Origin of the sequence: Clostridioides sp. ZZV15-6598, assembly GCF_020657705.1 — a bacterium.
Taxonomy (GTDB): domain Bacteria; phylum Bacillota; class Clostridia; order Peptostreptococcales; family Peptostreptococcaceae; genus Clostridioides; species Clostridioides difficile_F.
The window spans coordinates 1-5,917 of sequence record NZ_JAGWCS010000185.1; the positions used below are offsets into that span (position 1 = coordinate 1).

Consider the following 5,917-nt stretch of genomic DNA (forward strand, 5'->3'; position numbering starts at 1 on the left):
CTTTTGGAACTACAGATTATACATATGGCACTGCACCTCCTGATGTTAGAAAACTTTATGAAGAAAAATGTAAAAAATTAGGCAAAGAACCTAAAGATTCTGATAAAATAGAATTATCTAATTAAGATAGTACAATAGAGTAATATTCTATATAAACTGCTTTATTAATGTTTTATTTTTAATTATTACTCTGATATAATCAGATATATTGGAATTTTATTAAACAGTTTTAATTGCAGATTATACAGAAAAGAGGAGCTAAATTATGAGTTGCATTATGTGTTTCTTTGAGAATCATCAACAAAATATAATAAAGGAAAAGAGTTATACTAATTCAAAATTTGAAGAAGCTTTAAAAATATATAAACACAATTTTATAAATGAATTAAAAAAATTGAAATCTATAGAAAAATGTGAGTATTGTCAACAAAATGATTATCCTAAGAACTTTGTTGAAGATACAAATTTTCTTTTGGAAGATTTGACTGAGAATTATGACTATATCAATAAGGTTTTTGATGAAATTATAAATATATATTTAACATATATTACACAAGGCAAGATTATAGCATATAATTCAATGCTACGTTTTTTAAATGAAACAATTAAAGAGAAAGACTTTGAGACTGAGAATGCATTCTCTAAACCAATGTTTAGAATTCGAAAAAAAGATAATAAATATAATTCAGAAGAGTTTTATGAGTATACTCATTTACCATTTAATAAAAGATATCTTTCTGGAAATAATAGATTTAGTGTTTGTGGGCAACCAATGATTTATATGGCTGAGTCAATTGAAATTGCACTAAAAGAAACAAATATTGAGGACATAAATAATGCCAATTTAGCATTATTTATTCCAAATCCTGAAAAATTAAAAGGAAAAGTATATAATATCACAAATAAGATCATTGATATACTATATAGAGTATTAGCATTTTATAAACAAAACGATAATAATTATTTAGGAGATTATACTACTCGTGTACATACTTTAAGTAGATGTAATTTTAAAAATCTTATTTCAAGGACTATTTTATATCAAATAATGACTTACCCTAAAAAATATTCAGGACCTTTTATCCAAGAATATGTTATTCCACAATTACTGATGGATGTTTTAAATAATATGAATGAATATAATGGTATTGTATATGAGACAAGCAAGCAATGTACTTGGAAACAGAAAAATATTATTGATAGTTTTCCTGATAAGAATTATTGTTTTTTTGTCCCATATATTGACAATGATGATTACAACAAAGAATTTTTAGATAAATTTTTCTATTCAATTTATAATGAGAAAGCTAAGAAAAATAATATAGATATAAATAATGTAGAACAGCTATTAAATACTAAAAAATTTCCAGGATCAATCAACCACCATATAAATTGCCATATAAATAACATGAGAATTTGTATAAGCGAAAAATATTATGAAACAAATATTGGGAAAATAGAATCTACTTTGTTATACAAACTTATAAATAAATTTGAAAAATAATATAATAAAGCATACAATCATAAAAATTTCACACTAACTGAGTAAAGGTATGTATAGCACATACCTTTTTATGATTAAGGGATATATACGTATTAAATTTAATTTTAAGGCAAGTCTGAAAAGAAATCTTTATACTCTGCATTGAATATATGTTTAAGTGCAACTAACACACTTATCCGAATGCCATATGTACCTGTTTCCATCTGAGCATATGCTGCTCGAGAAACATCACACCCCATTGTTTGTAATTTTGAAGACACTTGTTCTTGCGATAATCCTGTTTTTTTGCGTAACCTTTTTAATGCACTTCCTATAGTATAATTATATTCTTGATAAAGCCACTGTGACATGGTCTATCCTCCTTAAGTGTTTGTAACGGTAGAATTACATGTTTCACTTGATATTATCATAAATATTAGCTATAATTGTAATTATAGAATTACAATTGGAGGTGTATATACTTGAATAAGAAAAATATAGTTCTAGCACAATGGTTCATAGAACACCCACATGAATGGGAAATTATATGTGGTATTAGAGAAACAGGACCTCAAAATAATTACAAAGTTATGCTAATGCTTGAAGATGCTGGTTTTTATGAGTTAAGTTATATGATTTCATGTAGATTACATTATCTTCTTAATGAGAAGAATAAAATAGAAATATAATAAATATTACTTAGAAGTATTAAAGCTTGTTTAACTAAGGCAAGTCTGAAAAAAAATCTGCATATTCTGCATTAAATATATGTTTAAGTGCAACTAACACACTTATCCGAATGCCATATGTACCTGTTTCCATTTGAGCATACATTGCCCGAGAAACATTGCAGCCCATTGTTTGCAATTTTGAAGATACTTGTTCTTGTGATAATCCTGATTTTCTACGCAATTTTTTCAAGGCACTTCCTATCCTATAATCTTGATAAATCCATTGTGGCATTATTTTTCCTCCTTTAAAACTTGTAGTCATGAAATTATACTTTCCCTGAGTCTAACAAAAAAACATACAAAAATTGTAATTCTATAATTACATTTCAATACATATATAAATATATTTTTTGTCTATATAGAAAAATATATGATATTAATATAAAATTATAATTAGAAAGAATATTACATTTTTTAATGTGTGATTAGGTGAACTTAAGATATGATAAAGGAGTTGTAGATAAATTATCTTACTTTAAAAGGATAATGAAAAATTATGGATGAAAAAAACTTAGAAAAGAAAATCAAAAATATAATTCAAGATATGGGTCAAGATATAAGGAACATATGGGAACCATTATATGCACTTTCACAAATTTTATGTCCACAAATAGCTGCAATAGCTAACCTTGTTTTCCAGTCGACAAATCAAAGAATTGAGAGTAATAGAAAACTTTTTTTTTAAGAACTAGATAAAAATCCAAGATTAACATAAGAAATTATAACATCAGATATATTCATAGAGCGTTTTACTATAACACATAAAGCTGTTATGGAAACATATAAAGAGGAAAAGATTAGATGTTTTGCTAAATTTCTAATTGGAAGCTTCAATGACCATTCCTTAGATATTGACATATATGAAGAATTATTTTAAAAAATAGTAGAACTTTTTAATAGAGAAATGGCGTTATTGTCAAAATTACATACATACGAAAATAAATATCTAAATAAAGAAAATGCCATTAATCCAAATGTTGTTTCTATTTATAGAAGATATACACAATCAATATCATATTAGAAGAGAAGAAATAGAAGCGATATTAATTTCAGCAAGTAGAACAGGCTGTTATAAAGAATTAACTGGTGTATTTTATAGTTATTCTGGAGGTTTAGGAACCTTAACACCTATATTTTATAAATTAATAGAATATATTAAAAATTATGATATAGTAAATCAATAAAATTACTACTATATGTAGGGAGATGTATATTTTGAGTGATTTTAAGAATCCGTTTGGACTAATTAATGGAAAGTTAACTCATGTAAAGTACATAACAAAACATGAAGAGATATATTGTCCTGAGTGCCATGATAGACTAATAGTACGAGAAGGAGATGTCACTAGAAAACACTTAGCACACAAAATAAATACTAATAATTTATGTGCCAATGAGAGTATTGTACATAAGTATACTAAGATGTATATTTATGAAAATCTCAAAATATTTAAGATATTTAATGATAAAATAGTTATAGAAAATGGTAAATTCAAATTATCTGAGCATAAACTTGTTCATATTAAAAATATAGAAGCTGAATACAGAGGTTTAAATAGTGAATATATTCCAGATTTGTTTTTAGAACTAGATGATAACTCAAAAATTGCAATAGAAATATGTTATAAAAATCCTAAAAATTCGGGACATTTAGAAGAAATATTATGGAATTCTCCAATAAGTCAGGTATATGAAATTAATGTATTAGAAAAAGACTTAATTGATTTTAATTTAGAAGATATAATTAATAGAGCTGTACTTATATATAATAAAATAGGTAGAGAATTCGAAGCTGCTAGAACAAAAATAATCAATGTATATAATAAAAACAATCAATTGGAAGATTATACTAATAAGTTAAGAAAAGAAATATGGAATTTAAAAGGTAAGGTTGATGGTAAATACATAAAAAAAGTTAAATATAATCTTAATAATGAAATACATAGTCTGAAATCTCAAATAAATATGCTGATAGAGCCTAATTTAGATTTGGATATATTAATAACTTCCTGGAGAGCAAAAGTATTTAATGAAAAACAAAGAAGACCTGTAGGAGATTTATTATTAATGGAATCAGATTTGCAAGAAATTAGGAAATATTATTATGATTTAGAGCAAGAAATTAGAAAAATAAAAGATATGCCCGACTCATTGAAAGAACTTTTAATAGATAAAACATTTTGAAATAAATAAAGTGGAGGAAATAAATTGTCTTATATATATGGACCTAAAAATGATATTGAAAAAAAATTAGTAGAAGAATATGATAAACTAAACAAGGAAAAATATAAGGATATGTATTGTAATATGGATGCTCATCAAGTGATTGAGAATATATTGAATGAAGATTTGTTCATAAGAGTTTGTATTAAAGATAGAAGATTAAAATATAAAGTGACCTGTATAGGTTTAGCTATTGTTAGTATTTTTATATGTTTATTTTTGGGTTTTAGTATTTATAATACTTCTAATCTTCCCTTGAAATGTTTATTTTCATTTGGCATACTATTACTTATTCTTTTACTAAGTTTTAAGATAGAAGAAATAAACTTTAATTATAAACAGCACAATTTAATTTATTTTAGTGCATTAAAGATATTAGATGATATGAAGAATAATCCTGAATGTGCAAAAATAGAAAAGGATATGTTTTGATAATTGAAAAATTTAAATTAGGAAGATTAAAATGATAAGTTAGCTGAAAGTTGATATATTATATAACATTTCAGCTAACTCATTTTCAACTAATTATTCATACTTTAAATTACCCTAGTTTATTTGCTTCTCTCTTGATATAGCCTTTCATACACAACTGTAAGACCTTGAAGCATAGCCAATATCTCTAACTGAAGTGAATATATTTTTATTTATTTTTTTAAAACTTTATCTATTTCTTTTTCTATCTTTATTACTAGATTATCAATAGCTTCATGGTGTTCTTCTTTTAAATCCCTTAATGATGTAATACTACTAAGAGCTAAGTCTTCACCTATAACATCAGAAGCTATTATGTATCCATTTACATCACCACTATGTTTTTCTGTACCTCTTTTGGCACAAAGTTTATTACATCCATCTACAGATATAGTAGGGTATTCCTTAGCAAAATTTCTTTCCTCTTCACCACCAGCTAAAAATAGTGGTAAACATATTGTAACAGACTCATCAGATTTTATAGTTTCAAGTATCTTTCTAGTAGCAAGGCGTGTTGCAGTTCCTCCAAAACATTTTTCACCACTACATGAGATAACTCCTATTTTAGTCTCCATATTAATCAACCTCCAAAGATGAAGCTCTTAAATTTTCACATATATTAGATGCTATGTTATCAACCATCTTCCAACCATCCTCAGTTAAATAAGTAGCAGTACCAGGTTTAGCTCCCCTATGTTTTTTCATCTCATCAATTACCCTTATGCTTTGTTCAACTATACCACCTGCTAACTCAACATTTTTAGCAGCACACAAAGCAGGACATCCATCTATTGTGATACATTTTTCATTTTCTATTTTTTCTTTAATATCAACATCTCCAGTTACAATATGAGCTAAACACATAGTTTCACATTTTTCATTTTCTCGTCTTATTATTTCAAATGCTGCTTCTCTAGCTATAGAACCATGAACTTTACCAATACCACTACAAGGTATGATTTTAGTTTTTGACATGAAAGTCATCTACCTTTCTTTTTAAAATTTCAAA

General features: G+C 25.8%; 11 protein-coding genes and 1 pseudogene. 7 read left to right on the forward strand and 5 right to left on the reverse strand.

What is annotated here, in order from left to right; translation table 11 throughout:
- Positions 1-125, forward strand: a pseudogene (locus tag KGF50_RS22610) (peptidase M56); the annotation flags it as partial.
- Between the two features lie 140 nt (positions 126-265).
- Positions 266-1,504, forward strand: coding sequence for a hypothetical protein (locus KGF50_RS19895; RefSeq protein ID WP_227849665.1), 1,239 nt, complete (start codon positions 266-268; stop codon positions 1,502-1,504).
- Between the two features lie 104 nt (positions 1,505-1,608).
- Here KGF50_RS19895 and KGF50_RS19900 read toward each other — a convergent pair whose 3' ends face one another.
- Positions 1,609-1,854, reverse strand: a complete 246-nt coding sequence (locus KGF50_RS19900; RefSeq protein ID WP_227849666.1) for a helix-turn-helix domain-containing protein — start codon at positions 1,852-1,854, stop codon at positions 1,609-1,611.
- 111 nt (positions 1,855-1,965) lie between these two features.
- On the opposite strand from KGF50_RS19900, the gene KGF50_RS19905 reads away from it, so the two are divergent.
- A complete protein-coding gene (locus KGF50_RS19905; protein ID WP_227849667.1) occupies positions 1,966-2,172 on the forward strand; it encodes a hypothetical protein in 207 nt (68 codons plus the stop codon).
- 34 nt (positions 2,173-2,206) lie between these two features.
- Here the strand turns inward: KGF50_RS19905 and KGF50_RS19910 are convergent, their stop codons facing one another.
- On the reverse strand, positions 2,207-2,446 hold the full coding sequence (locus KGF50_RS19910; RefSeq protein ID WP_074178672.1) for a helix-turn-helix domain-containing protein: 240 nt from the start codon (positions 2,444-2,446) through the stop codon (positions 2,207-2,209).
- A gap of 264 nt (positions 2,447-2,710) precedes the next feature.
- Here KGF50_RS19910 and KGF50_RS19915 point away from each other — a divergent pair, with 264 nt between their 5' ends.
- Complete coding sequence (locus KGF50_RS19915) at positions 2,711-2,899, forward strand: hypothetical protein (protein WP_227849668.1); 189 nt, start codon at positions 2,711-2,713, stop codon at positions 2,897-2,899.
- On the opposite strand, the gene KGF50_RS19920 is transcribed toward KGF50_RS19915, so the two are convergent.
- The gene (locus KGF50_RS19920) at positions 2,896-3,072 is read right to left on the reverse strand and encodes a hypothetical protein (protein ID WP_227849669.1); all 177 of its coding nucleotides are present in this window, start codon (positions 3,070-3,072) and stop codon (positions 2,896-2,898) included. The genes KGF50_RS19915 and KGF50_RS19920 overlap by 4 nt on opposite strands.
- Before the next feature lie 116 nt (positions 3,073-3,188).
- Here KGF50_RS19920 and KGF50_RS19925 point away from each other — a divergent pair, with 116 nt between their 5' ends.
- The 3 genes from KGF50_RS19925 to KGF50_RS19935 are packed head-to-tail and all read left to right on the forward strand — an operon-like array spanning position 3,189 to position 4,869.
- On the forward strand, positions 3,189-3,398 hold the full coding sequence (locus tag KGF50_RS19925; protein ID WP_227849670.1) for a hypothetical protein: 210 nt from the start codon (positions 3,189-3,191) through the stop codon (positions 3,396-3,398).
- Positions 3,399-3,429: 31 nt separating this feature from the next.
- Positions 3,430-4,398: a competence protein CoiA family protein gene (locus tag KGF50_RS19930; protein WP_227849671.1), complete on the forward strand. Its 969-nt coding sequence runs from the start codon at positions 3,430-3,432 to the stop codon at positions 4,396-4,398.
- A 24-nt stretch (positions 4,399-4,422) separates the two neighbouring features.
- Entirely contained in the window at positions 4,423-4,869 is a 447-nt protein-coding gene (locus tag KGF50_RS19935) for a hypothetical protein (protein WP_227849672.1), read from the forward strand.
- Between the two features lie 212 nt (positions 4,870-5,081).
- Here KGF50_RS19935 and KGF50_RS19940 read toward each other — a convergent pair whose 3' ends face one another.
- Both KGF50_RS19940 and KGF50_RS19945 read right to left on the reverse strand, forming a co-directional pair.
- The gene (locus KGF50_RS19940; RefSeq protein WP_227849673.1) at positions 5,082-5,483 is read right to left on the reverse strand and encodes a putative zinc-binding protein; all 402 of its coding nucleotides are present in this window, start codon (positions 5,481-5,483) and stop codon (positions 5,082-5,084) included.
- Between the two features lies 1 nt (position 5,484).
- Positions 5,485-5,883 carry a putative zinc-binding protein gene (locus KGF50_RS19945; protein ID WP_227849674.1) on the reverse strand — a complete coding sequence of 133 codons (399 nt, stop codon included), beginning with the start codon at positions 5,881-5,883 and terminating at the stop codon, positions 5,485-5,487.
- Positions 5,884-5,917: the final 34 nt, after the last annotated feature.